This is a genomic window from Atribacter laminatus (assembly GCF_015775515.1).
GTDB lineage: Bacteria > Atribacterota > Atribacteria > Atribacterales > Atribacteraceae > Atribacter > Atribacter laminatus.
Window position 1 is genome coordinate 1,759,328 of record NZ_CP065383.1, and the last position, 25,828, is coordinate 1,785,155.

Sequence of the window (25,828 nt, forward strand, 5' to 3'; positions counted from 1 at the left end):
AAACAGACATGCCTATAAATCGGATATTCAACAAGGCAGATCTTCCCCTGGAAGTGGCGATTCTGTTGATTGCCGGTTTGATGATGCTGGTTACTGGAATATTGCTTTTTCCAGTGTCGACCGGAGCACTTCCTTATTATGAAAATGGATTGTACGGATTGCTCCTGTTCATCTTTGCCTTGCAAATAGTGACCTTGGGGAAAACCCCCTTTGGTGATATGAGCCGATCAAAACCTTTAATTGTTATTGGTGTGGTTATAGCGGCAATCGGCATCGTGACCTGTTTTATTCCTGACCTTTTAAGCCAAATACCCCGCATCCTCCTTTTTATTTGCTTTGCTCCGGGAGGTTTTCTCCTACTTCTTCAGATGTTTCTTTCCCAAGAAAAACTCCGTACTTGGGTAAAGTATGGAGGCATTTTTAAACACCTTATTGTTGGATGCGGAGCTGTCTATGTGTTATCAATATTGATTGGTTTCCTTATTTTAGTGCAAAGCTTGCTCACCACTACGATGACCGCTGTGGTTGGTTTGATTTTTGGAATAGCTATTATTTATCTGGCTTTGGTTCTTCAGAAAATCTACCTGACTTATCCGGAAGCGGAAAACACCAACTTGGGGACAGTTGAACTTTCTATTGATAAAATGATGCTTTTGATAACTGGTGTTTTCATGCTGCTTTTGGGAATACTACTGATACCAGTCAATTTAGGTCAACTTCCTTTCTCGGGGAGCGCCCAACTGGGGTTGCTAATGGTCATTTTTTCTATCCAAATGCTGGCATTAGGTAGCACCCCCATTGGTCCTTTTCCCCGGAGCTGGTTGATGATAATATTTGGGCTTTTATTTGCAGCATTGGGAATTATATCCAGTATCATTCCAGGAATTCTGGTGAAACCGTTGACAATTCTTATCGGAGTATTGAATATTCTCGGTGGTTTTATAACCTTAGTGAAAACACTATTACCTCGGCTAAAAAAAACACAAAAGTCAGGTGGTCAAGTTACTCCAATCTTACAGAAGCTATTTGTTACTCAATTAATTATGGGTTTTCTATCGATTCTATTCGGATCATCTATGCTGGCTTCTCGTCTCCTTCCGGGGCTAGTTGTTGGTGTGGTTCTATTTGCCAACGGATGTGTTCTTATGTATTTGATGTCAATTCTTCTGACTTTGGATAAGATGATCAGCCAAAAAGCAGACATGAGAGATCCGTCATCCTGAGGCTTCGTTTTTCGAAGCCGTGAGGATCTCATCTTTTAATTTTTTCTCCTTAATAAATGCTTTAAAGGATGAGATTCTCACGTCGTCCAGTAAAAGTTACCGGACTCCTCAGAATGAAGGAGATGGTGGGTGAGATTGCCAGGTCGCTGTATCCCTGGTAAAGAAGATTTAACTAATATTTTCATTATCATCAGGCAAACCAAGTAGCAAGAGTGTTTTTTAAAACTAATAGTCTTGATACATTAAAACTCTATAAAAATTTATAATCATTGGAGCGTATTATTGCACCCACTTAATGTAGAGGCATGCCATGGCATGCCGAATTTTGGTCTTTCACCCTCATCTGGTGCTACCAAATAATATTGGAGTCAATTCTTATCAGCATGAATAGCAAAATATTAAACATTGAGAAGGAGGAGGTAAGATGAAAAATTTTTCTGAATTAGACTTAGAAAATCTGGTTATTGATACTCCCATAGGGAAGAAAAAGATTGATTTAGAAGGTTCACCAGTTTCCGGAGTCAGAATGGAAGTCTCAAAAGCCTATGCCGAGATTCCTGTATTATTACAAAAAGTTATCGACCAAAACGATCAAAATGCTTGGCAGGAAATAACTAATAAGATTGACTACATTTATTCCAATCTCGATTTTTCCTTGGGTAAACTGGACAAGGAAACTGGCTTTGGCAAGGAAGTTCAGTCGCAGATAAAACATGGAAAGAGATTATTATTCAAACCCAATATTGTCGCCCCTTTAGTCATCGATCCGACCACCCATGGTGAAAGGTACCGCAGCTATCATAGCTACTGAATGGTCCTTGATTGCTGCTTTGATGCGGTGGTTCCACGATAAGCTCAATATTCACTACTACCAAATGGCATTAGGAGAAGCCTCAACATCAACTTTTCTCGTTGCCGAACTATTTGGGAAGACATTTGGACAAACGATGACCACTGAGGCATTATTTGAAGGAAAAATCTTTGATATATATGGTGGCTGGGGGTTTTATTTTGTCAGAAAGTATCTTGCCGACCGTCATCCTTCTTCTCATCAAGACGACCCCATGAAGGGATTTGAGGACAGTGTTACCGGAAATTATCTCCCACCAGGACAAGCCAAAGATAAGTTAATGGTCTATGATTTAAATAAAATCCATAATGACCCATCGAGAGGAAGAACAGTCGTTGTTCCCAATGGTGCCAATTTCAAAGAGATCACTCTTCATAAAGTAATCATAGGAGGTGATCTAGATAATGCTGAAGACCTGCGAAATTATCCTGGCTGTGTTTTAGTTAATGTACCCAAGCACAAGATCCATGCTCAAGACCTTTTAACCAACGCCATTAAAAACCTGGGCATCGGTCTTTATCCAACCCTCTGTGCCTTTGAGGGTGACAAAAACGCTGAGACCTGGAAATATTCCTATCCAGCTCAAACTTTGCCAACCTATAAAGGAAAATTACCTCATTGTCCTTGGATGCTCAAAATTGATGAAAAGACCAATCTGCCGGTGAAGGATAAAAACGGTGAATACATTGCCATTAAGACAGCCGGTATGCCTGGAACTCAATCGGATGTCATGATGATGCCAGTCTTTGGTCGATTTATGGGAAGGCTTTTCAGTATGCAGATAAAGCTTTCAACTCAGGTGGGTATACCGGAAACCGTGATGAAGGGACAACCGATCCAAACGCATTAACCAAATATTATGCTGCTCTTTCCAAGGGAGCGAAGCCTCTACAGTTCACTTTTTATGTACCAGTTGGCTATGGAAAGCTAAGTAACCATCCATTACCAAATGTGGAAGAAACGACTGATCCTCAAAAGATTTTTACCGCTCATTTTAATGGTGGTCAGGAAGTCTGGTAGTCACCAATCAGCAATTTGAGCTGAAGTCATTTGTTTATTGGCTGGATAATTTAAAACACTCAAAAGCGCCTGTTTTCATTGATTCCCCGGGGGCTTTTTATATTATCACCGCTCAGGATAACTCATCATTATAATTCCTTCTTCCTTGATGGGAGAAGGTCAGGATGAGGGTGATTATTTTTACTCCTCACAACTCACCACTCGTTTTCACCGTTTTTCCAAAATTGAATCTCATCCTAAATAAAAGTAGCCCGGTTTCGACCGGCAGCTTTTGACATATAGAGAGCTTTATCGGCCTTTTGAATGAGTTCTTCCAGTGATTCCTTTTTATCTCCATCCCAGAAGGTAGCACCAATGCTGATGGTCACTTTCACTTTTTGTTCACAGGCAATGATTTCTTCCTGACATACAGTCATAAGAAGGCGTTGAGTTACCATTTGAGCTTTTTCCTTATCCAACTCAGGGAAGAGAATGATAAACTCTTCTCCGCCTATTCGACCGAAAATGTCATTTTCTCTCAATTGTGATGAAATATTTTTCACCAATTGAATGAGAACCGTATCTCCTCCCTCGTGTCCTAAATTATCGTTGACTAATTTAAAATGATCAATATCTAGATAGGCAATAGTCAAAGGTCTGCCATAGCGTTTTGCCCGTTTAAGTTCGGTCTTAGCAAGATTCATCCATTTCCTTCGATTCCAAATACCAGTTAACCAATCTTTTTCAGCATATTCGTGTAATTTTTGAAGCAGTTTATATTGTTCTGTAAATTCTCGAATATATAAAGCCATTCCAATCTTTTTGTTTTGTTTATTTTTAATTGAAATCTTTCTTGCTTCATAAAATAGAACGGCATCATCTTTTTGAATTGAAAGTGGATTATATCTCGAGATGTTTTCTGTTGAGAGATAGGGTTTTAATTCTGGGACTAAAGTGGGCAAATGGTGTCCAATGTTTTCTTGGATAAGATTAGGAAATATATGATGCGCTGCAACGTTAAAATCAAGAATTCTTCCTTGAGGGTCAGTTACCGCCACTCCATCCTGCATGCTTTCAAATACTTGCTCTCGGGCAATGGGAGAGATGTTGAGAAATGCTAATCGGGTAATGGCGATACTCAAGATAAATCCATTAATGGATATAATCAAGGGGCCGATATCTAAGCTCCAGGGGATTACCTTTAAAATATAAATAAGATAATTGACAAGACATACAATTACCGCAATGACCATAGCAAGAGCTCGTTTCCGAAGAATAGCTGTGGTTTGAAAAAAGTGATGTAAACATAGAATGAAGCTTAGCAGAAATGAAACGATAAACCATAGGATGTTAAGGATGTAAAAGATACCCCTTCCTAAAGCAGCGGTTGGAAAAAGACCGCGATAATCGACTTCGATAGAAGAGTAGTAAAGATGGTGGAAATTGTTGGTTAAGACCACAATGAGAAAAAAAAGAGATACTCCAACAAGAACAACGAGAATCACAGGTTTATGGGTTTTAAAGCTTCCAGTGAACTCAATGCTTAACCAGAGAAAAGATCCGGCTATAAAAGAAAGTCCAAAATATTCCACACGAAGCCATAAAAAAAACCACTCAGGGTCGGCTTTCATGATTTCAAAAGCATATCCAAAGGCATAAATACCTGAAAAAAGAAGCAGAAACCCCAAAGGTCGTGCATGGGGCGTGAATCGAGAAAACCAGAAAGATAAGAAACTCAAAGTAATGGCAAGAGTGGCAGTAACAAGACAGACAATACTGAAAAGGTAATTATATTCGATCAATATTATTCGCCCTCATTCTAATCTCATAATTCTTAAACATTTTACCCAAAGGGAATTTAAAGTAAATACTCAGCTCAGGCAAATTTTTTCTTTTGAATAATTTTTCATAGAAAACCAGTCAAGATCAAACATCAAGACCATAACTTTAAGGGATTTAATCAGTCTTTCTAAGGAGCGTATTATGCAACACGAGAATCTCTCCCTTACCAAATCCCCAATTCCACAGACTAATATTCATTCAAGAATCAAGACTAGAACTCCAGGAATTCTCTGTGGAACTGAGAAAAGACACAAAATGATTTCCTCATGTCCTCATAAAACGAGGGTCCAGGGTTATGGTTGTCTTAGGGAAAAGAAGTTAATAAAGAATAATCTTATGAGATTGCCACGTCACTCCGTTCCTCGCAATGACGGATTGTGTTGATGAGAAGAGCAGATCCTGAGGGTCAGGTCTTGATTCTTGAATTTTAAAAAAGCTATGGAGTTGGGGAATTGGGAAAAAGGCTTAAGGATGAGATCCTCACGCGGTTAGGCACATCCTGAGGGTCTATCATACAATTTTGAGAGGATAACTATCATACAATTTTGAGAGGATAACGAGGCATCCCCGGATAAAATATGCTATGCTATTTGAGACGGGGGTGTGGCTGTTGGGGTTCGTTATCCAGGAAACTGGGTTCACTCGACTCTGAAATGCCGCCCTCGTTTTTTTATTGTCCCGTAACATCTGCTGGGATGGTGCCGGTCGTGTGACTGTGGCTCTGTTAATAGACGCGATGTGGGACAATAAAGAATACATCCTCAATATATCAAGCTTGGAGGCTCCGCTCATGAACGAACACCTTCTGGTTGGCATCGATGTTGGATGTCATTCACATCAGGTTGCCATTGCAGAATCAAATGGCACACATCTTTAAAGAATTTGGGATTTCTCATAATGCCAGTGGTTTTAACTCTCTTTTTTCTGAAATTAATCATTATGAATCAACTTTGAAATGTCCAGTCATAATCGGAATGGAAGGGTTTAATGGGTATGCTCGACCTCTTGATCAATTGATTCAACAGAAAGGCTATATCCTGTATAACATCAATAATTTAAAACTGGCTCGATTCAAAGAGCTGTTCTTAAGGTCCTGCAAAAACTGATGTGATTGTGCCCTAAAAGATTGTCGAGTTCATGCGGATTGCTCCTTCTTTCCAAGGAGAGCGTTGAGCCATCACTCAAAATCAAACCAGGAAACGGAGTGAATCAGACCCTCAAACGGCTCACTCGACGACGTCGACAGTTGGTGAATGAAAAGATCAGCATCCAGAATCGAATGCAAGGCTCTCCTTGCAATCAGTCGCTCCGGGGTTAGTTGATTTGGTGAAAAATGTTGATAGTCGCTGGTATCTCCATTTTCTCACCTGCCGTCCTTCACTGCGAAGTCTCGCTACCATGCGGAAAGAGAGTCTCCTCAAGATTAAAGGAGTCGGGAAAAAGTATGCTGCAGTAATCGCTTCCTGGCAAAAAGAAGCTCATTTTTCTATTGATGTTGACTTGGTCAGTTCCATGATCATTGAGGATGCCAAACGCATACTAGCGCTTATGGAAGCCATTGCAACCATTGAAAACGAATTCGAGCCTCTCTGCGAACAATCAGATCTGGCTAGAACCATCGGAAGTATTCCTGGTTTTGGACCAATTTCTTCAGCTGAACTAGCTGGTGAAATTGACGATCTCAGTCGTTTTCCGCAAGATATGAGCTTAGCTTTGTACCTAGGAATGGCACCACTTGATAATAGTTCAGGGAAAAAAGAAGGCTGTAAAGTTGCCAAATCAGTGAATACTCGAACTAAAGCAGCAATGATGGTTGCGGTGGCTCATCATTCTTGGCAAGTCGAAGAATCAAAGCGATACTATGAGAAAAAACGATTAGAAGGGAAAAAGCATAATCAGGCTATCCGATCACTGGGGAGACATCTGGTGAGGGTTATTTGGTCACTCATAAAAGAAAAGCGCTTCTATGAAATCCGAGAAGAAAACGAGAGAAATATTTTAAAAATGGCTTGAAATTTGTAGTGGGATGTTCAGGTCTTGATTCTTGAATTTTAAAAAAGCTATGGAGTTGGGGAATTGGGAAAAAGGCTTAAGGATGAGATCCTCACGCGGTTAGGCACCGCTCAGGATGACACCTACGGTGTCAGATGAGATATACACAACTTCAGAGAATGAGGCGGAGAGTATTAGTGAAATGCGCTGAGGGGGCGAGGGGGCGAAAAAGAAGAAGGAGAACGAGCTAAGGATGACGCTTTAGGAGTCAGATGAAATCCTTGTGGCTTCAAAAAGCGAATCCTTGAGAAGGGCAATACTGTTCTGTTATTTCTTATCTCTGAATGGAAGAATGATTGTTACTTACAGTTCAATCCTCTCATTATCAATAGAAAAAACAAAAATATGATAGAATAAACGAAAGATGTGTATTTGAAGGATTTAAAGAAGTGCTTATTGAATATATAGAAAAAGTCCTTAACTAAGCTCACTATGGTATTATTGAAGATGAAGAGCCATTTTATGGGGAAGTTAAAGAACTACCTGGGATATAGGCTTCAGGCAATACTTTAGAGGAATACCGCAAAAACCTCAGAGATACTATTGAGGGATGGATAATCTTGAGTATAAAAAAAGAACTTCCTATTCCAAAACTGGGAAATATCAGCATTGATATTGAAGCCGAGATCAGTATTCATTCATGAAGTTAATAAAAAATATTTAATTTTAAGTTTTAGTTATTATTTTCGATATCAAAGTTGTTTCCATTTGAGATAGGGTTGAGAATAATTAATAAGGAGAATGTAATACTATGGAAAATGATCTTTGGCGAGATCATATCGTTATCAACCCAAAGGTAATGATGGGTAAACCCGTAATTCGTGGTACTCGCCTAACCGTCCAATTTATCTTAGGTCTTCTTGCTCATGGTACAACGATAAATGAGATCATTGAGGAATATCCAAGCTTAACCAAAGAGGATATTTTTGCCTGCTTATTCTTTGCTTCCAAAGCTTTGGAAACAACTGAATTTATTCCTATTCAATTAGAGGTTGGATGAGTGCGTTTTCTTCTGGATGAATGCGTTGGTCCTGTTGTAGCCCGATGGCTTCAAAATCTAAACCATGATGTGATTTCAATATATGATACCAACCGAGGCATAGCTGATCAGCAGGTACTTCAAAAGGCGGTTCGTGAAAAACGGATTCTGATAACCAATGATAAAGATTTTGGAGATATGGTAATTCGTAAAAAGAAAAAGCATTGTGGTATTATTTTACTTCGCTTAGAAGATGAAAGGTCATCTAATAAAGTAGCTGTTCTTACAAATTTGTTTGAAAAATATAGTGACGATCTTTCTGATGCTTTTGTAGTGGTTAGTGAAAGTGGAGTTCGTATCATAAAGAATAAATAAATCCCTTCTTATCCGCGAATTTTAATCTTTTATACTAACCCTTATTTTTTAGATTCCTAGTATAAATAATAACTTCTTGGTTTGATATTTATGAAGATTCTTTGGAGTTACAAATCTTAGGCGTCCTGGTGGTTAATTCTTGATTCTGGAATTTTAAAAAAACAGTGATACCTGGGAATTAGGGAAAGAAAATAGCTAAAAGATGAGATCCTCACGCGGGAAGGCACCGCTCAGGATGACACCTAAGGTGTCAGATGAGATCCTCACGACCTCAAAGAATGAGGGGGAGAGGGCGAGAGGGGGCGAGGGGGGCGAAAAAGAAGAAGGAGATTGGGCTCTGGATGACGCTTTGGGCGTAAGAAGAGATTTTCAGGAGGAAAGAACCATAATGGACGAGGGATTTAAAACAATCTCTATTTGTAAACATCTTTACGGTTTCGGATATAGATTATCATTACATTTTTTATATTACTGTTTACTTCATATATAATACGATAATCTCCAATTCTTAATCGATAAAGGTTTACAGAACCAGTTATCTTCCGAACTCGAGGTGGAAGTGGATTTTTTGATAAGCTATCAATAACCTCAATGATCCGATTAATAAGTTTATGGGGAATGTTTTTGAGATCTTTTTCAGCAGACTTTTTCCATAAAATTTTATATAAGACCATTGTTTTTCAAGTTTTTATATACTTCATCGTGAGATAGAATTGATTCGTCTCTCCTTTCGGCTACTACAGCTAAATCATGAAGGTCTTCCAATAATTCATTATATTCACCAATTGGTAAAATAATGGCTTTCTTTTTACCATGATCGTCAACAATAAATTGTTTTATGACCTCTTTCGATTTCATGTTTTCCTCCAAGATCAAATGTTTTTTCTAATTTATATTTTATCATAGACCTTTGCAAATACTGGGGACAGGTCTTGATTCTTGAATATTTAAAGCTATGGAATTGGGGAATTAGGAAAAGGACTAAAGGATGAGTCCTCACGCGGTAAAGCACCGCTCAGGATGACACCTACGGTGTCAGATGAGATCCTCACGACCTCAGAGAATGAGGGGGAGAGAGGGCGAGTATTAGCGTAATGTGCTGAGGGGGGCGAGGGGGAGAAAAAGAAGAAGAAGAAGGTAATAAATTACAGAATGACATGCCCCCTGTCTATTGAAAGTCGGCTTTCTGGCGGAGGATATACAATCGTTTCTTCGGGAAGGGTTAAAGTATAAGGGGGATTTCGGTCGCAGGCGGAATAGGCTTCCAGAGTACAGTGTAAATAAATCCGGTTAGGCTTTTTGAACGATGCAGTTTCTCCCTTCTGCTTTGGCTTCATACAGAGCTTCATCCACTTTCCTCAATAATTCGTCAATGTTGGATATCTCCTCGCTGTACGCTGCCACACCAATACTTGCGGTGAACGTTATCTTCTTACCCTGGTAAAGGACGGTACTTTTTTCCACATTTTGCCTTAGTCTTTCAGCTAAAAGAGCTCCATTTTTAAGATCTGTGTTGGGAAGGATAATTCCAAACTCTTCACCACCCATGCGTCCCGGCATATCTGAATCACGCAAGCTGCTTTTTAATACGGACGCAAACTGTCTTAAAGCCGCATCTCTCGCGGAATGACCCAGCGTATCATTGATATGCTTGAAGTTATCCAGATCCAAGAACATAACGGAAAAGGATTGTTTATAGCGATGTGCACGTTCCATTTCTCGTTCGAGGGATTGCATAAAAACCCTGCGATTTGGAAGGCCGGTCAATTCATCGGTCGCGGCCAGCTCGTGCAACCTTTGGTTGATTGTTTCCAGTTCAGCGGTGCGTTCTTCAATGATGATCCGTTGTTCAAATTCATGCTGTTTCATTTGGAAGGTTAATCTCATAAAAACCAAAACCAAGATGACTGCGATGGATGAATTCGCTATGTTCCTCACCATGAGGTAGGTATCAGAGTTTCCAAGAATGGAGGCTATAACAAAAACCGAATGAGTTGTAGCGAGAAATATGAATGAGTGCTTTGGGCTCAATAGGACAAACAATCCCACGGCAAAGACAGGCAATATGTAGATTATGAGATCTTTGACATAATAGAAAAGAGCAGTAAAACCGAGCGCCGTTACAATCAGAAAGCAGTAAGAAAGGACAAAAGCCATCTGCCAATGGATCGAATCATTGAGCCTCTTCTTCTTTGCCAGCGCTGTCATTCCCCAGTACAGCAACGAACATCCAATTGCTGATAGGTGAATGAAAAAGAGCACGGGGTATTGGTCGAAGACCACGTCAAAAAGTAAAAGAGCGGCAAAAATCGCAATAAGAAATTTTATAATAAGCTGAATGCGAAAGTAATTTATTGCCCAAACTTCCTTGACAAAAAGGTCATGAAAACGATATGTCGAACTCTTTTTTTTGTGACTGGTGTCTCGTTGGTCATGAGTATTTGTGTACACGGTAATAGACAATTCCTCCGGCTTCTCTGTCGAATTAATGAAAAAAAACCTCCGACAATCTTTAGCTTCGAATCCTTTTCCAAGACGGTCTTTTCGAGACAGATTTCCCATTTCAAGACAGAAAAAAAGACTTAATTTTGCTTTATTATAACACTCAAATTTTCCTTTATAAATTAAAAGACCATTCTAATGGTAGGTAGCATGAGATCATTCGTAAAAATGTGAATAACGAATTATTAGAGTTTAGTCTTACCTCATTCATTTATAAAAAGCTGTGGAATTGAGGAATAAACTAATGAGGCTTGGTCTTGATTCTTGAGTTTTCAAGTTGAAGAAATGGCTCATTCTCGATTAAAGTTATCTTATTCTTTTACTGCCCCTAAGGTAAGACCGCTGATAATAAACTTTTGAATGAGTATGCCTAGAATAACTATTGGAGTTGCTTGCAAAATGCCAATGGCAAGAATTTGGCCCCAATAAACGTGTTTGTCGGTCCAGAAAGTCATAACTGATACTGGCAGAGTATAGCTATCTAAACCGGCTAAAGTTAAAGCATAGAGAAATTCATTCCAGGAAGTGATAACACAGAAGAGCACAGCCGATGCTATGCCATTAACCGACAAAGGGATAACAACTCTCCAAAAAAGTTTCCCAATTGAACACCCATCAATTAAAGCAGCTTCTTCGATTTCTCTTGGTAAGCCTTCAAAAAAAGTTGTCATCATCCAGATAATAAATGGGATATTAAAAGTACTATAAACTAAAATAAGTGAAGTTCTGGTTTGGAGGAGACCAAGCTGTTTCATGAAAAGATAATAGGGAACAACGGCTGCAATTGGGGGAAGCATAAGCTGACTCAGTAACCAAAAAGATATGTCTTTTTTCCGTCGAATTTTAAACCTGGCCAGAGCAAAAGCGGCAGGAATACCAAGTACCATGGAAAAAAGAACGCTTATGGTAGTAACAGAAAAGCTATTACGAAAATACATCCCAATTGGTCGAGTCTTAAACAAATTAACATATTGACTCAATGTGAACTTAGAAAATATCTTTGGAGGATAACTCCAGGCATCCTGGTCAAAGCGAAATGATGTAGCAGCCATCCAAATTACCGGAAACAAATAAATCAATAAAATAGCTATCGCTGATATGGTTATTAAATAAGTTTTTGATCGGTCACCTTTCATTTTAATTCACCTCCTGGTTTTAATGAGGGGAATAACCAAGTAAAGGAAGCCATGGCAAGGATGGAAATAACAGCCAGGATAAGAAAGGCAAGAGCAGATGCTTCGCCGATCATCATATATTGAAAACCTTTTAGATAGAGTTTGTGCATCAAAACATCTGTAGCGGTGCCTGGTCCGCCTTTGGTAATGATTCGAAAGCTTTCAAACACTCGGAAGCTAAAGATAAAACGCATAATAAAGGCTAAAGCAATGAAAGGTCGCATCAGAGGAAGCTTAACATTCCAAAATAATTGTGATGTTGTTGCTCCATCGACCCGAGCAGCTTCGAGTATGCTAGCTGGTAGGGTTTGTAATCCCGCGAGAGTAATAAGTGCTATAAAAGGTGACCATTGCCATATTTCAACCAAGCTGATTGAGTATAAAGCAATCCCAGGCTTTTGAATCCAACCGATATCATTAACACCAAACATGCTTGCTATATAAGTTAGAACCCCATAACTCGGATGATACATCATTCTCCAAACCGTAGCTACGACTGCCGGAGCTATCATCATAGGAACGATAAAAAGAGAACGGAAAAGTTTTGGCCAAAGCAGATATTTGTTATTTAAAAAGAATCCGAGACCCAAACCAATTAACATTTGCATTGCGATTGAAATAACAAAAAACCGAACGGTAATAAAAAAAGAAAAACGCATTTCACTACTGGTAAGAATGTCAATATAATTCTTTAATCCTACGAAAACCGGTGGTTTTGGGGATGCTAAATACCAGTAGTGAAAACTCGTATAAAGAGAATATAGAAAAGGGTAAATGACGATAACAAAGAGAACAATTAGTGCCGGTAAAAGAAGAAAATAGGGAGTTAAATTGGGTTTCATTTTAATCATACGAAATATTTCACCCCTTTCTGCTCCTAACTAATAGAGTATCAGGCGGGGAAAAGACTTCCCCGCCTTCCTTTTCATTTCTATTTATAGCCGTGTTTCTTGAGAAGATCTTCAATGTCTTTTTGTGCTTTAGCTAATGCATCTTTTGCAGATAGCTGGCCGGTCAATGCTTCGTTGATAGCGGTTCCTAATAAAACATGGTATTCAGCTTCTGGTATAAGAATTTGACCGCCTTGATAGGTTTCAGCATATTTTCGAATATTTTTAAATTCTTGATAAACAACGTCAACCCAAGGAACTACTGCTTTTACTTCTGGATCCTGGGCAACATCTATACGGATGGGGGTTGCAATGGATACGTCAAGTGATTTTTTGGTTACTTCAGGTCCACATGCCCATCGCAAAAAGGTATATGCTGAATCAAGATCTTTAGAATTTTTGTTAATGGAAAGTGCCCATCCACCCAAAAGTGGGTATTTTCCTGGGATAGACGCGTAAGCAGTTTTTTCTGCAAAGGGATTCTTAGCTGGGTCAGCTACATCACCGGCAAAGGCATCCCAGTTTTCCATCATGGCTATCTCTCCATTGGTAAAATGAGCAACTTGTTCTGGGAAATAGTTGGTTCCAAAACCTGGGGCTGAGTACTGAGCAGACTCTACAAATGCTTCAAGTGCTTTTAATGCTTCAGGTGTGTTCAGAGTTACATTCCAGTCTTCATCAAAAACACTTCCTCCATATCCCCACAACCAAGGCAACCATAAGCTTATAGCTCCATCTCCTCTTTCTCCAGCAGTTGATATACCATATTTGACAGGAGATTCTGGGTTAAAGGATTGAGTGAAGAATTTTGCTATTTCATTAAATTCATCCCAGGTTTCAGGAATTTTCTTTCCGTATTGTTCAAAAAGATCGCTTCGATAAAAGAGGATGGTAGTGGTTAACATGATTGGATATCCATAATATTTTCCCTCATATAAACCATAAGCATCGAGAACTGCCTTATCGAAACCGGCTAAATATTCGGGATCCTCTTTTGACATATATTCATCGAGTTCTAACAAGTTGCCAGTTTGGACATATTCGGCAATCCAAGGGTTATCAACCATCAGGAGATCATAATTATTGGTACCGGAAACAAGATCTAATATACCTTTTGTGTGTGTATCCTCGTAGCCAACAATTTCAACTTTAACCTTGATACCAGTTTCTTTTTCAAAATCATCCTGAAGAGTTTCCATAACATCGGCAAGGGGTGAACCAGTAAGAAGAACACTGATCTCTTTTTCTTGCGATACCGCAACAAATGAAAGTGTGAGTATTGCCAACGAAATTAAACAAACGAGTAAATACTTTTTCATTTTTTTCCTCCTTTTATTCGAGGGCAAAGCTTATTTATTTAAGTTTTGCCCTTTATTTTTCGTAATTGATCAAATGACTTAATAAATTTTACCTGCTTCACATTTAAGTGGAAGGTCAACAGTTAAACACTTGGTATTGCCTTCGTGGTCAATAATAAATGGATTTTCAATTCGAAGACCCAGATGATTTTTATCAAGGCTTTTGAATGAACGGCCAAATATTCCTAAATCAAGCATAAAAGCAATTCCTTTGGGGAAATTCCAGGTTGAATGCTGTGTAGCGGCACCTTTTCCTTCCATGGCTTCAGTCCAACCGATACCATGGACTAAGCTGTATAAGGGGGATAAACCCTGGGGATCAAGAATTGAGCGAACTGTACGATCGACTTCGCTTGCAGGTTGACCATAAGCAATAGCTTCAATCCCTTTTTCGTATGCATTTATCGCAATATTAATAAACTCTAACTGGTCTGGATGGGCTTTTCCGGCGATAACTGTTCTTCCCATGCAAGAGGCAAGACCGTCATATCTGGCACTGACCGTCAGGTCAATCATGTCTCCTTCTTCGATAACTTTGTTCGAAGCTCTTCCAATGACATTTGGTGATCTCCAACCAGAGCATACAATGGTACTAATACCTACTCGGTCAGCTCCCATTGCTTTCATTACATAATCAGCACAGGCAGCTACTTCCAATTCTCTCATGCCGGGACGAATAGCGGCAATCATCGCTTTCATGGCATAGGTGGAAATTCGAGCAGCAATACTCATCATTTCCAGTTCTTGAGGGCTTTTCTGATATCGGTAATCCAAAAGAATATCGCTGGCATCAATTATTTCAGCATTGGGAATTTTTTTAAGAAGATGAAAAATTTCTAATGGAAGGATACTTGGCAGTGTGAGAATGCCAATTTTTTTTGGTTCAATTCCTGCTGCTTCAATGAGTATTTTACTTAATGGCATAAATTCATATCCAGGGTAATCTTCTTCTGGTATTTTGAACTCCAATACATTGATGAAAGTGCCAGCCATCATAGTTTCTTTTGCATAAGCTTCACCTTCAGGTCCACCCAAAACAAATAATCCTTTTACCCCAATTACGGCTGCCGTTGGTTCGATTTGAGGATCATAACCAGTTAACCAACCAGTATCGCCTGGTCGCAGTTCATTCCCAAAAGCTATGCCAACATCAATTCCGCGATTGTTCAATATGTCTTGGAGAGTCTTTATCCGGGATTCGTATTCTGACTTGGTTATTTTTCTTTCGAGATCAATAGGTTCAAGATTTTTAACAAAAGAACAAACATCGAAAGTCATACATGAAACCTCCTTTTTTATATTTTAAAAGAATTGTTAGCTAAGATTGCGTTTATTATTTACTTAGTTAAAGTTGAATTAATATAATAACCACATGATTTGCGAATGATTAAGCGAGGCGAAATAGCAATCTGATGATTTCCACTATAGTTATCTTCAATTAGTCCTAAAAGCATCTGAAGCGCAGTTCGACCGAGCTCAGCAACTTCAATTTTCACTGTTGTTAAGGGCGGATCAAAATATTCCATGAACGGCATCCCGTCCATTCCCACAATGGCAATATCTTCGGGAACGGAAAGTCCATAGTCTTTTATGGCTTTAATGGAACCAATTGCCATTTCATCATTAACAACAAAAACTCCTCGGGGTGGTCGATTTATTTTGAGCAATTTTATCATCGCATCATAACCTGACCCTAGATCTCCATTACCCTTTGCTAAAAAATTTGGATCGGTTCGTATTTCAGATTCTAAAAGAGCTTGAAAATAACCCATTTCACATTCACGATTAAATGCATGTTCAGAAATACCGATAAAACCGATCGATTCATACCCAAGAGATAAAAGATGCTTTGTGCCAAGATAGGCTCCCAAACGGTCATTGTTATTGACAGCATAAGATTGAAGATTGTCGAAATGATTATCAATAAGGACAACTGGGATATTTTTTATAGTAAGTTTTGCCAATATATCTTCACTAACTACATTTACAATCAATACTCCGTCTGCATCACGATTATCAATAATTCGTTGAAGCGCACCAGTTTGATGTTTTTTTGATTCTTTGGCAAAGGTCAGATTGTAATTGGCTGCATCGGCCACTTCAAATATTCCGTTAACTACAATAGAATTAAATATTTGCAAAGAACTGTAATCTCTGGTTTCAATGCTTAAAATAACGCCGATGTTTTGAGTTCTTCCAGAAACTAAACCCCGAGCGGTAAGATTTGGCTGATAATCCATTGATTGAGCTATATGAAGAATTTTTTCGCGGGTTTTCTTTGAAACCGAAGAGCAATCGCGAAGTGCACGCGAAACGGTACTTGGAGAAAGATTTAATACTTTGGCAATATCCTTTATTGTAGCTCTCATTTTACACTCCACAAACCAGGATTAACTAAATATAACAAACGTTTGCTATCCTGTCAAATTACCTCTTTGTTTAATTTTTTAAAATATTTTTTTTATAAATAAATCAAATATTATAATAATAACAAACGTTTGCTATAAACTCCTGATGTCCGATCTCGATTCTTGATTTTTAAAAGGTTGTCGAGATATCAAGATGGAAAATTTAAAACGCTAAGGAGAGGAAGAAGTCAAGGGAAAATTAGTTAAGGATGAGAATTGAAATAGAAAAAGTGGCAAGGTGGAGAGAAGGGAGATTTAAAAAAGTTAAAAAAATTGAATCCCTCTCAGGTTCCCCTTAGCCTAAGGGATAAAAAACAATAAAGATGATGCATAGAGATTGCCACGTTGAGCTCCTCATAATGGTGGATCAAAATCAATTCTTCCTTTATGCTCTTCCCTGAGAGTTTGATCTTGATTCTTGAATTTTGTTACAAGAAATTAAAAAAGCGGCTGATAGTTAAGGTGAAATTTTACTACTAAAAATATCAGTCGCTTTTTTAATGTTCAACCTTCAAGATTTATTATCAATCATAAAATATGGTGACGATCTTTCTTTGAAATACGTGAGGTTTATTCCAGCCCCAAGAAATCAAAAGGTTCGGTTTCGACAAACAATTGAGCGGTATCTCCAGCATAGAAATGTTCCGGAGAGATAACCAGCTTCCGAACCGGTGCCGAAGGTGAGAAATCGATCTTATCCAGTTGAACCCAGAAAATATTGGGAGTCAAAGTAGATTCAAAGTAATATACCTTGTTTTTTTGGTCGGCGACTGTTCTCCATAGAGTTGAAGAAATGTTTGGTTTATCAGGGGTACTGATACCAAAAGGTACCGACACATTCCGAATCACGCTAAATACCGAAGCTACTGCTACCTGAATGTCGGCGGTTTTGGGAATGGCATTGATATAGAACCAAGCCCGGGCAAATCGATCGGCAGCTCGACTGGTACCAGGGAGCACAACCATCCCGCCAATTTCCTTCCAATACTCATTCAGAGCGAGCTGCTGCTGATATGTCGGAGAATTGGTCATGACCAGATACGAAGAATCATGGTGAATAACCAATTTACCGTCAACATATTCAAAGATAGCACTATCACCTAAAGAATCGGAAACGGCCAAGTGAACGGTCGCTAATTTATCAAGACCTGGCATGTCGGCGGTAACTAGAATAAATTCTTCTCTGGACAAAGCTTCCACGGTTTCCTCAACTGTAGCAAAAGAATCTAATACGTATTGAGCCCATGCTGCTAAGCATAAACCCGGTTTTTGACCATCCCACTCAGGGTATACCGATTCGGCTAACCACAGCACGTTGGCTACTAAGCCTTCCTCATTCATACCATCGGTAGTGGAGATATCGTATCCAGTTGCAATAACACTCCCATACTTAGAAGTCCATTTAAAAGAATTGGGTCCCACTCTTCCTTCTTGTTCCATTTCTCTTGGGAAGATCCAGAGATTGGTTCCAATGTCTTCTGTCCAATCCATAGTCCGGCCGGTGATTACCGTTCCTTCCAGTCCATGGTAGAGCACTCTGCTGCAGGCATTGGCTGAGGGATTGGCTAATAATAAAATCATTAAAAAGAATATTACTAACAATAACAACCGATTTTTACTTTTCATGATAGCCTCCTAATAAATTTGTGATTAGTGAGGAATGAAAGGTGGATGTTACAATTATACCCCAATTCTCATTTTCTTCCTTTTGATTCCTAACTTTTTAAAAGATAGGATTTTCACGTCGCACAATAAGCTCCTTAGAATAACAAATTAAGCAATGTGATTGCCATGTCGTCCAACCAAAGAACAGTTAAGCTACTTGTAGTGAAGTTTTTAATAAAAAGTATTTTTAATCATCATATGGCGCCACAACATGGTATGAGGATCTATCCAGGAATCAACGAAATTTCATTAATGTTCTTAAATTAAATCATTTATAAGTTTGATAAAGAAAAATCAGCTTTTCTATATTAATTTTTAATCAAGAAAGACCGATATATTATGAAATAACGAGATGCAAACAGGAGGATCCCAAGTTGAAGAGATTTATGGTGGTAATAATTGTTATTTGTACGCTGTATTTATTAACAGTCAATTTACTGGCAGATGAACAGCAGGATAAATTTCAGGCACCAGAGTCAGAAGATTTTAGCAGTCTGACTTGGAGCGAAGCATTTGATAAACTCCATACCAAGTTTTCTCGTGAATATGGGTTTATGGACTGGAAGAAGATTGATTGGCCAGCTCTTTATAACCAATTCAAACCCCGAATAAACCAATCCCAGGAATCGAATGATTTCACAGCTTATTACCTCACCTTAAGAGAATATGTCCATTCTATTCCTGATGGGCATGTTCATATGAATTCTTTATCGGAAATTGATAACCGTTATATTGGAGGTGGTTTCGGATTTTCGATTGTGAAATTAACCGATGGAAAGATAGTGGTTATTTGGATTGATGAAAGCAGTGAGGCTTATACTCAAAGGATGAGGACAGGAGCAGAATTGGTAGAATGGAATGGTTGTCCGGTTCAAGCAGTTTTGAATGAAGTGTCAACCATTTTTTACAACAACTCGGCTACCGACGAGGATAGTATGAACCAAAGGGTGAGATATCTCACCCGGGCTCCAATTGGTACCAAACTATCTCTTTCGTTCAAAAATTTGAATGATGAAAAAATAATCAAGGCAAAACTGGTTGCTTATGATGATCATGGTGAATCTTTAAAAAAGACCTATCCTGCAACGATGGTTTCCGATGGATTAAGAGAATTGATCTTGGGGGTAGAGAATCCCCAGAATCCACCAGAATCGATGGTAGAGAAGAAAATGCTGGATGGAAATATTGGCTATTTAAAGATCTGGGGTTTGCTCGATGCTGATTTAACGGATTCAGGTGAAATTGTTTCAACATTGGGCTTATTTAAAGTAGCTATTGAGGAATTTAATCAAAAGAAGGTTAAAGGCTTAATAATCGATATCCGTAATAATGTAGGTGGTTTAGATTCGATGGTAGCGGATATGTTGGCTTCATTTTATACCGAAAAAACCTTTTATGAATACCAAAGTTGCTACAATGTTCTTTCCGGCTCCTGGGAAATACGTCCTGATGAAACACGAGAAGTTAATCCTGCTGATCCGGGTTTATACATCGAACCAGACGAACCCTTCTTCGGTGGTCCCATAGTGGTAATTATTAATTCAAAATGTATCAGCTCAGGGGAAGGCTTGGCGATGGGAATTACAAATTTACCCAATGGTGAAGCACTGGGCTTTTACGGAACCAATGGATCGTTTGGTTTGGTGGGGAGTGGGGCACAAATGCCCGGAGGAATTGAAATTCGTTGGCCTTATGGACAATCTCTCGATAAAGATCGGCAAGTACAGATAGACAGCCGTGGTGGAATTGGTGGAGTTGTTCCTTCGATTCGCATCCCGATGACTCTCGAGAATGCCTTACGCATAGCTCAAGGTGAAGATGTAGAGTTGGAACAGGCTATTGAATTTATTAAGAATTTATAATTATCAACAACCCAATCCGTTATTTTGAAGATTCTACGAATTAAAGGCACACCTCCTCAACAGGTGAATTCATTTGAGGATATTTTCAGGATAAACCATCATGCTGCATAACATCGCCAAATAACAATGAAAATATTTATATACCGATCAATTTCCCCCTTTAGTAAAAGGGGGTTAGGGGGATTTGAATTTTTGGAAACCAATCGAATACCTCTAATCTCCCTTTGTCCAAAGGGAGAGGAATTAATAAAAATTGAACTCATGAGATTGCCACGTCACTTCGTTCCTCGCAACGACGAGTCAGAGTTCCTTCTTTCTTGATGGGAGAAGGTTAGGATGAGAGCGAAAGCCCACGATGAGGTTCTGGTTAGTTGCTCTAAAAGAATTACCTTAAAAAACGTTCCGGTATTTTCAGGATATAAAATAATAAAGTTGCCAAAATTTCAAGATAAAAATTTTGGAGGCAATGATTGATATCCCATAATACTTGCAGCTTGGCTAATTGATTGCATTCCTTCGAGTATCAGTTGCTTGGATGTACCATGTGCTAGAAGTTTGCCGTGGATATCCTTAATTGTCGCCTCAGATAAACAAATGCTACGCCCGACCTTGATCTGTTTCCCTTCCACGACTAACTTTCCTTCTTTGGCAGAAGATAAATTGTCCACCTTAAGGTCGATGGTGATCAAACTTATATTTTCTCTTAAGTCACAATAAACTGCACAGAATGTAGCAGTATCTATCAGGGAAGCATATACTCCACCATGTGCTCCTCCGAAAGGATTGAGATGCTTCTTTCCCAGATCAACCTCAACCTTACAATAGCCTGATTGTAATTCACTGACTTTTATTGATAGGAGTTTTAAGTAAGGGCTCTGATTAATTATGTCCAGAATAACTTTTATGTGTTCAGGATTTATGGTTTTCATATCCAATTCGAGTCTCCTAGAATAGCCTTCTATTCATGTTTATTTATGGAATTATTCACTCGTCCTCATCAATAGGTACATAAACAGTCCTTTTATCTACTCCAATAACCATACTTGTTTCAACAAAGCTGATCGAAGCATTCTGCATTAATGAATCGATGATAAAATTCCTATAACTTATCATATCCTTTGCCACAATTTTAAGTAAATAATCATGGCTCCCTGTAAGGGTGTAACATTCTTGAATCTGTGGGTATTTATGAACATCTTCTAAAAATGAATGTATGGTTTTTCTGTTAAGAGGCGATAAATTGATAAAAACAAAGGCAAGGACTTCCATTCCTAATTTTTTTTCATCAACTATAGTGGCAAATTTTTTTATAATACCGGTTTCAATCAAGTTCTTTTTTCTTGCCAAACATGCTGATGGCGAAAGTCCAATTTTTTTTGATAAATTAAGATTTGATATTGAAGCATCTTCCTGTAATTCTCTTAGGATTGCTTTATCAATATGATCAAAAATTGTTGACATAACTCATTTCTCTTCCTTTATAGAAATAAATTCTGTATTATTGGCATATTACCATTATATATTCTGTATGTAAATATAATTTAAGTAGATAATTCTGAATATTCTATAAATAGAAAATTTAATTAATAATAATTGTTTGATTTTATGACTTTATTCATTTACAGATCTCATACGATCTTTTTAAATAATAAAATTATGACTGGATAAAATTATATAAATTATTGTTTGGTCTTAGATTGGTCAAGAAGGCAGATTTTCGTGTGATCCAAATTCCAAAGCTATTCAATACTTAGGATGTTTTTTAGTAAGCTAATAATGGAGGTTTGCCTTATTTCAGCAATTTTGATGAGTGAAGTTTTAATGAGTGGAACTGGAGAGAACTATATTCTAAATATCGAACAACCATGAGGTAGTTTTCTTTCATTAATTAGAGGGGTGGATATCTTTATGGTCTGTTTGATTTTGTAATTTGTTGGAAGTGGAATAAAAGAGAGTAAAAAAAAGACCACGGACTCTAACGAACCTTTTTGCCTTCATCTCACTGGGAAGGTTATTGTTATAAGCTTCCTCAGTGTTTCAGGATCAGACTTCCATTTTTCCTCTCGGAAAAACTTCGAACCTTTTTCCTTGCGGTTAAAAGTTCTTTGTTCTAATCCTCCGGTCTTAGAGTTCCTCAGAATCCGTGGTAGTTATTATATTAAATGATGCATCCTCTTTTGTCAAATTTTAGTAGTATGATGAAATGGTAATCGTTGAGCGATTTAAAAATTGGAGGGTGGGAATTTTACTCCTAATAAAAGGGAAATTGAAAACAGAATTATTTTTAGGAAATTTGGGAAATTTCTCTTTTCTTTTTTTTAAAATGAGAACAATGATCTAGATTAAAAGCGTTATCTGGTTTGACCTATCCAACATTTGAAAGAACAGCGACATGGACTACATTTTTATCTGTATATTTAAGAATCAATTCTTTGGTAATCTGGTTATTCAAAGGCAATGAAAAAGAAGAAAGACATAATCACCAGGAGGAGGAAATCATGAATTGTCAAGATATTGAAAAAATTGGAAAGATTCAAAGCGATCGAAAAACTGCCAATGAATTTTATTCAAAAAATTCAGAAGTGTATCGGTCATTTGTAAGCATGGAAAGAAAAACCTATTCGAATGGAGAACTGGAAAAAAGGTACAAAGAGATGATCGCTATTGGGATTTCGATCATCATTAACTGCGAATCGTGCCTGGAGTGGCATATCAAAGAAGCTTTGCGGTCTGGAGCATCGGAAAAACAGATCATTGAAGCCATTGAAGTCGGAATCGAGATGGGTGGAGGACCAGCAACAGTTTCTGCCCGATTTGCCATGAAGGTTTTGAAGTATTACCAGCAGAAAGCATAATTTTATGATGATTTAAAATAGTTATCAAGGAATTTTTCAAAAAGGAGAGTAGATTCTATAAAAACTAAACAATTTTTTTTTTAGCTTATAGTCACGATTGATTAAAAAATAGATATTATGCTGTTGTCATTTTTAGCTTAAAATCAGCATTATTGCTAATGGATTGGAATAGTTTATGAAATACTTCAATTAAATGAGGAGTAATTATTAATGGATATTAAAAAAGAAAAATTGAACTTGATATCATGTCTGAATTCAACTACCCTATGGGTTAAACTAATTTAAAAAAGCGATGAATCAAAAGGAGCGGATTATGATTGATATCCATCTTCACCCTCTTTTTATAAATGAGTTAGACAAAACAATTGATGAATGGAGAAGAATTAAAACAGTATTTTTGACTGAAAGTCAGATATTATCACCACCAATGCAACCTATCCGAGCGGTTCTCTCTAAATTGGATGCAGCTAATATCCAAAAAGCTGTTCTTCTTCCCATTGACTGCCGTCGTTCCCGAGGAGTTTCAATTCTTGGTAATCAAGATATCCAAAAGATTTGTTTGTTATCCAATCGCTTTGTAGGGTTTGCATCGATTGATCCTCTTGATTCTCATGGTCTTGATTATCTCGAAGATGCTCATGCTATAGGTTTGCGAGGCTTAAAGCTGGATCCAGGGTTACAGCTCTTTGCAGTAAAAGATATTATTCAACATCCTATGTGGAAATTCATTGAAAAGTGGAGATGGCCGGTCATGCTTCATGTTGGATATTCTTTCGTTCCTCATGTGAGTATGTATAGCTGTACTGTCAAGGATGTTGAAATGCTGGTAGATACCAATCCAAAAATCAACTTTATTGCCGCCCACTGGGGCTATCCTAACTCTTTGGAATTATGTCTTACCGCAATAAAATATCCAAATCTTTTTATTGATACTTCAGCTTTTTATTTTGATTCACCAACGAAATTTCACCGTGACCTTTTCGAAAAAATTATTCCCCTTTCGGTGGTGGAGAAAAGCCTCCGTCATCAGATTTGTTTTGGGTCAAATGCTCCCAAAGTCTATATTCAAGATATGAAGTTAGCAATTGAAGAGCTTCCATTATCAGACAAGACAAAATTGGCAATATTTCAATCCAATACTGAGAAATTATTGAATCAACGATAGGAGGGGAGAAATGAACACCATCATCAAACATTTTAATATCGAAACGCATAAACCCATTGAAATAATCAATATTACTTCCTTGATTTTGGGTTTTCAAAAAGAAGCCGGTATTCAAGATGGAATGATATACATAATGACCCGACATACCACGACAGCGCTATTAGTTACTGAGGGCTTAAGCTGTATCGAAGAAGATATTCTTGGTAATCTTGATCGGCTTTTCCCCAAGCAACTAGATTATCATCATCACCGGTATCTTCCCGATGATGGGTGTGTTGGATATAACGCAGAAGCTCATTTAAAGAGCATTTTTACTGGTTATTTTTTATATTTTCCAGTGGAAAACCATCTCATTTTGAAAGGGACACGCCAAACTATTTATCTAGTTGAGTTGTATGGTCCAGCGTCTCGTGAAATTATAATCCAAGGTTGGATTAGTTAAGGAAATTGATTGTACTATAATTTTTTAAATCGACTCAGACTCCAGAAAAAGCGCTGAACCCACCGTCAACTGGAACGACAATGCCTGTAACAAAACTTGAAGCAGGTGATAGGAGCCATAAAACAGTGCTTAAGAGGTCCTCGGGAACCCCAAACCGACCACAGGGGGTATGGGAAAGGATTGCTTCTCCTCGAGGAGCTAGAGTACCATCTGCTTTATATAAAAGGTAGTAGTTTTGGTTGGTAACAAAAAAGCCAGGCGCTAAAGCATTTACCCGTACTTTCGGTGTATAATTTTGGGCGATATGGACCGCTAACCATTGAGTAAAGTTGCTTACGGCTGCTTTCGCTGCCGAATAACCAATAGTGCGAGTTAATGGTCGAAAAGAAGTCATAGAAGAGAAATTAATGATATTTCCACCATGGGGATTTTCAATCATCAATTGGGCGAAAACTTGGGACGGTATAATAGACCCCCCGAAGAGGTTCAGACTGACCACCTTTTGGAGAGCTTCGAGGGGAAGATCAAAAAAGGAGCAGTCTGGAGAAACTGTAGCATCTTTCATGTTGCCTCCAGCAGCATTGAAAAGAGCATCAATGTTGCCAAATTTTTGAATCACTTTTTGGGATACTTCTTGAATCTGCTGTTTATTCAAAGCATCCATTGGATAACCGGTAACTTGGATATTTTCCTTCCGGAATTTATCAAGAACATCATCAAGAGGGGCAATATCGGTAAGTATTATTTTGGCACCCAGCTTGCCTAATTCATAGGATAATGTTGATGCTAAAATTCCAGCTCCTCCTGTAAAAAAAAAGACTTTATCTTTTAACGAAAACATTTTTTCAACCATTGATTCCATTTTATTTATCCTCCGTATTCATTCTTACTTTTTCCCATCAAGGGAAAAGAAATTATTGTAATATGTTATCTTTCGGTTTAGCATTTAGATGCAATAGAATTTTATTTATTAATGTTTAATAAAAAATTTTCTAAATGAGATTCTCACGTCGCACAATCAGGCTGTGTCACAATCCCTTTCGTACACCAAGAATAGCTTGAAAGTGGAGGACACAGTACATTTATCTTCAGTTTTTGGTTATCTATTCTCAATATTACTGTAAAATATTAACATAAGTAGGGGTAAATAATTTACAGAATAATTGTGACACAGCTTGAATGCGCT

The 25,828-nt window shown here is 38.1% G+C and carries 27 protein-coding genes and 1 pseudogene; 14 read left to right on the forward strand and 14 right to left on the reverse strand.

What is annotated here, in order from left to right; all coding sequences use genetic code 11:
* Positions 1-8: 8 nt before the first annotated feature.
* The 3 genes from RT761_RS08025 to RT761_RS08035 all read left to right on the forward strand — a co-directional run bounded on the left by RT761_RS08025 (position 9) and on the right by RT761_RS08035 (position 2,923).
* Entirely contained in the window at positions 9-1,223 is a 1,215-nt protein-coding gene (locus RT761_RS08025; RefSeq protein ID WP_218110906.1) for a hypothetical protein, read from the forward strand.
* 424 nt (positions 1,224-1,647) lie between these two features.
* Complete coding sequence (locus RT761_RS08030) at positions 1,648-2,034, forward strand: hypothetical protein (RefSeq protein WP_218110907.1); 387 nt, start codon at positions 1,648-1,650, stop codon at positions 2,032-2,034.
* Complete coding sequence (locus RT761_RS08035; protein WP_218110908.1) at positions 2,000-2,923, forward strand: DUF362 domain-containing protein; 924 nt, start codon at positions 2,000-2,002, stop codon at positions 2,921-2,923. Before RT761_RS08030 ends, RT761_RS08035 begins: the two co-directional genes overlap by 35 nt.
* A gap of 406 nt (positions 2,924-3,329) precedes the next feature.
* Here RT761_RS08035 and RT761_RS08040 read toward each other — a convergent pair whose 3' ends face one another.
* Positions 3,330-4,874, reverse strand: a complete 1,545-nt coding sequence (locus tag RT761_RS08040; RefSeq protein ID WP_218110909.1) for a histidine kinase N-terminal 7TM domain-containing diguanylate cyclase — start codon at positions 4,872-4,874, stop codon at positions 3,330-3,332.
* Positions 4,875-5,623: 749 nt separating this feature from the next.
* On the opposite strand from RT761_RS08040, the gene RT761_RS08045 reads away from it, so the two are divergent.
* From RT761_RS08045 to RT761_RS08070, 7 genes and pseudogenes are all read left to right on the forward strand, one after another.
* Positions 5,624-5,791, forward strand: a complete 168-nt coding sequence (locus tag RT761_RS08045; RefSeq protein ID WP_218110910.1) for a hypothetical protein — start codon at positions 5,624-5,626, stop codon at positions 5,789-5,791.
* Complete coding sequence (locus RT761_RS08050; RefSeq protein WP_218110911.1) at positions 5,775-6,020, forward strand: hypothetical protein; 246 nt, start codon at positions 5,775-5,777, stop codon at positions 6,018-6,020. The genes RT761_RS08045 and RT761_RS08050 overlap by 17 nt, the downstream gene beginning before the upstream one ends.
* A gap of 187 nt (positions 6,021-6,207) precedes the next feature.
* Positions 6,208-6,927 (forward strand): transposase, encoded by a 720-nt coding sequence (locus tag RT761_RS08055; RefSeq protein ID WP_218110912.1) that lies wholly within the window; start codon positions 6,208-6,210, stop codon positions 6,925-6,927.
* Between the two features lie 545 nt (positions 6,928-7,472).
* A pseudogene (locus RT761_RS14285) lies at positions 7,473-7,610 on the forward strand (type II toxin-antitoxin system HicB family antitoxin); the annotation flags it as partial.
* Positions 7,611-7,717: 107 nt separating this feature from the next.
* The gene (locus RT761_RS08060) at positions 7,718-7,966 is read left to right on the forward strand and encodes a DUF433 domain-containing protein (RefSeq protein ID WP_038961635.1); all 249 of its coding nucleotides are present in this window, start codon (positions 7,718-7,720) and stop codon (positions 7,964-7,966) included.
* On the forward strand, positions 7,967-8,320 hold the full coding sequence (locus RT761_RS08065) for a DUF5615 family PIN-like protein (protein ID WP_218110913.1): 354 nt from the start codon (positions 7,967-7,969) through the stop codon (positions 8,318-8,320).
* Positions 8,321-8,555: 235 nt separating this feature from the next.
* On the forward strand, positions 8,556-8,810 hold the full coding sequence (locus tag RT761_RS08070; RefSeq protein ID WP_218113429.1) for a hypothetical protein: 255 nt from the start codon (positions 8,556-8,558) through the stop codon (positions 8,808-8,810).
* Here the strand turns inward: RT761_RS08070 and RT761_RS14370 are convergent.
* The 10 genes from RT761_RS14370 to RT761_RS08120 all read right to left on the reverse strand — a co-directional run bounded on the left by RT761_RS14370 (position 8,734) and on the right by RT761_RS08120 (position 18,279).
* Complete coding sequence (locus RT761_RS14370) at positions 8,734-8,994, reverse strand: type II toxin-antitoxin system RelE family toxin (RefSeq protein WP_038961632.1); 261 nt, start codon at positions 8,992-8,994, stop codon at positions 8,734-8,736. The two genes, RT761_RS08070 and RT761_RS14370, sit on opposite strands and share 77 nt — an antisense overlap.
* Positions 8,981-9,178, reverse strand: coding sequence for a hypothetical protein (locus tag RT761_RS08080; protein WP_218110914.1), 198 nt, complete (start codon positions 9,176-9,178; stop codon positions 8,981-8,983). The genes RT761_RS14370 and RT761_RS08080 overlap by 14 nt, the downstream gene beginning before the upstream one ends.
* A gap of 287 nt (positions 9,179-9,465) precedes the next feature.
* A complete protein-coding gene (locus RT761_RS08085; RefSeq protein WP_218110915.1) occupies positions 9,466-9,657 on the reverse strand; it encodes a hypothetical protein in 192 nt (63 codons plus the stop codon).
* The gene (locus tag RT761_RS08090; RefSeq protein WP_218110916.1) at positions 9,611-10,771 is read right to left on the reverse strand and encodes a GGDEF domain-containing protein; all 1,161 of its coding nucleotides are present in this window, start codon (positions 10,769-10,771) and stop codon (positions 9,611-9,613) included. The genes RT761_RS08085 and RT761_RS08090 overlap by 47 nt, the downstream gene beginning before the upstream one ends.
* Positions 10,772-11,133: 362 nt before the next feature.
* Complete coding sequence (locus RT761_RS08095; RefSeq protein WP_218110917.1) at positions 11,134-11,958, reverse strand: carbohydrate ABC transporter permease; 825 nt, start codon at positions 11,956-11,958, stop codon at positions 11,134-11,136.
* Complete coding sequence (locus RT761_RS08100) at positions 11,955-12,848, reverse strand: carbohydrate ABC transporter permease (protein WP_218110918.1); 894 nt, start codon at positions 12,846-12,848, stop codon at positions 11,955-11,957. Before RT761_RS08100 ends, RT761_RS08095 begins: the two co-directional genes overlap by 4 nt.
* Before the next feature lie 80 nt (positions 12,849-12,928).
* The gene (locus RT761_RS08105; RefSeq protein WP_218110919.1) at positions 12,929-14,206 is read right to left on the reverse strand and encodes an ABC transporter substrate-binding protein; all 1,278 of its coding nucleotides are present in this window, start codon (positions 14,204-14,206) and stop codon (positions 12,929-12,931) included.
* A 78-nt stretch (positions 14,207-14,284) separates the two neighbouring features.
* Positions 14,285-15,523, reverse strand: coding sequence for a M24 family metallopeptidase (locus RT761_RS08110; RefSeq protein ID WP_218110920.1), 1,239 nt, complete (start codon positions 15,521-15,523; stop codon positions 14,285-14,287).
* 59 nt (positions 15,524-15,582) lie between these two features.
* Positions 15,583-16,614, reverse strand: coding sequence for a LacI family DNA-binding transcriptional regulator (locus RT761_RS08115; protein WP_218110921.1), 1,032 nt, complete (start codon positions 16,612-16,614; stop codon positions 15,583-15,585).
* Between the two features lie 609 nt (positions 16,615-17,223).
* Positions 17,224-18,279: a linear amide C-N hydrolase gene (locus RT761_RS08120; protein ID WP_218110922.1), complete on the reverse strand. Its 1,056-nt coding sequence runs from the start codon at positions 18,277-18,279 to the stop codon at positions 17,224-17,226.
* A gap of 413 nt (positions 18,280-18,692) precedes the next feature.
* On the opposite strand from RT761_RS08120, the gene RT761_RS08125 reads away from it, so the two are divergent.
* Positions 18,693-20,180 carry a S41 family peptidase gene (locus RT761_RS08125; protein WP_218110923.1) on the forward strand — a complete coding sequence of 496 codons (1,488 nt, stop codon included), beginning with the start codon at positions 18,693-18,695 and terminating at the stop codon, positions 20,178-20,180.
* Positions 20,181-20,623: 443 nt separating this feature from the next.
* Here the strand turns inward: RT761_RS08125 and RT761_RS08130 are convergent, their stop codons facing one another.
* Positions 20,624-21,109: a PaaI family thioesterase gene (locus RT761_RS08130; RefSeq protein WP_246465337.1), complete on the reverse strand. Its 486-nt coding sequence runs from the start codon at positions 21,107-21,109 to the stop codon at positions 20,624-20,626.
* 55 nt (positions 21,110-21,164) lie between these two features.
* Complete coding sequence (locus RT761_RS08135) at positions 21,165-21,641, reverse strand: Lrp/AsnC family transcriptional regulator (protein WP_218110925.1); 477 nt, start codon at positions 21,639-21,641, stop codon at positions 21,165-21,167.
* A 1,037-nt stretch (positions 21,642-22,678) separates the two neighbouring features.
* Between RT761_RS08135 and RT761_RS08140 the strand changes: the two genes are divergently transcribed.
* From RT761_RS08140 to RT761_RS08150, 3 genes are all read left to right on the forward strand, one after another.
* The gene (locus tag RT761_RS08140) at positions 22,679-23,035 is read left to right on the forward strand and encodes a carboxymuconolactone decarboxylase family protein (RefSeq protein ID WP_218110926.1); all 357 of its coding nucleotides are present in this window, start codon (positions 22,679-22,681) and stop codon (positions 23,033-23,035) included.
* 313 nt (positions 23,036-23,348) lie between these two features.
* On the forward strand, positions 23,349-24,200 hold the full coding sequence (locus RT761_RS08145; protein ID WP_218110927.1) for an amidohydrolase family protein: 852 nt from the start codon (positions 23,349-23,351) through the stop codon (positions 24,198-24,200).
* A gap of 10 nt (positions 24,201-24,210) precedes the next feature.
* Positions 24,211-24,642 (forward strand): secondary thiamine-phosphate synthase enzyme YjbQ, encoded by a 432-nt coding sequence (locus tag RT761_RS08150; RefSeq protein WP_218110928.1) that lies wholly within the window; start codon positions 24,211-24,213, stop codon positions 24,640-24,642.
* Between the two features lie 34 nt (positions 24,643-24,676).
* Here RT761_RS08150 and RT761_RS08155 read toward each other — a convergent pair whose 3' ends face one another.
* Positions 24,677-25,504, reverse strand: a complete 828-nt coding sequence (locus RT761_RS08155) for an SDR family oxidoreductase (protein WP_218110929.1) — start codon at positions 25,502-25,504, stop codon at positions 24,677-24,679.
* Positions 25,505-25,828: the final 324 nt, after the last annotated feature.